The sequence below is a fragment of the Pseudomonas sp. 6D_7.1_Bac1 genome (genome assembly GCF_025465945.1).
In the GTDB taxonomy this organism is placed as follows: domain Bacteria; phylum Pseudomonadota; class Gammaproteobacteria; order Pseudomonadales; family Pseudomonadaceae; genus Aquipseudomonas.
Map to the genome: position 1 here is coordinate 1 of NZ_JANLNW010000024.1, position 342 is coordinate 342.

At 62.0% G+C, this 342-nt stretch carries 1 protein-coding gene; it reads left to right on the top strand.

Features of this window, described 5'->3' with window-relative positions:
• Positions 1 to 342 (top strand): hypothetical protein (locus tag NTD87_RS07635; RefSeq protein ID WP_262113021.1); only part of this gene is annotated, 342 nt, incomplete at both ends.

A 342-nucleotide genomic window follows, 5' to 3' on the forward strand; every position in this document is an offset into this window, starting at 1 on the left:
GAAATCTCCAGCCTTCAAGGTTTCACGCTGGCGGCCACCAGCCTGGACAACACCGGCGGCAAAGTCCTCAGTGAGCAGAACCTCACGCTGCTGATCAACCAGACGCTGAACAATTTCAAAGGCCAGGTTGCCAGTAATGGACTGACGATCAACACCAACAGCCTATTCAACGCAACGGGCGTGCTGTCCAGCCAGGCCGGGATGAACCTCACCAGCGCCAGTCTCGACAACAGCGCCGGCGCCAGCATCACCAGCCAGGGCGCACTGGTGCTCGCCAGCACCGGCGCCGTGAACAACCAGGGCGGGCAAATCACCAGCCAGGCGGCGCTGACCCTCACCAGC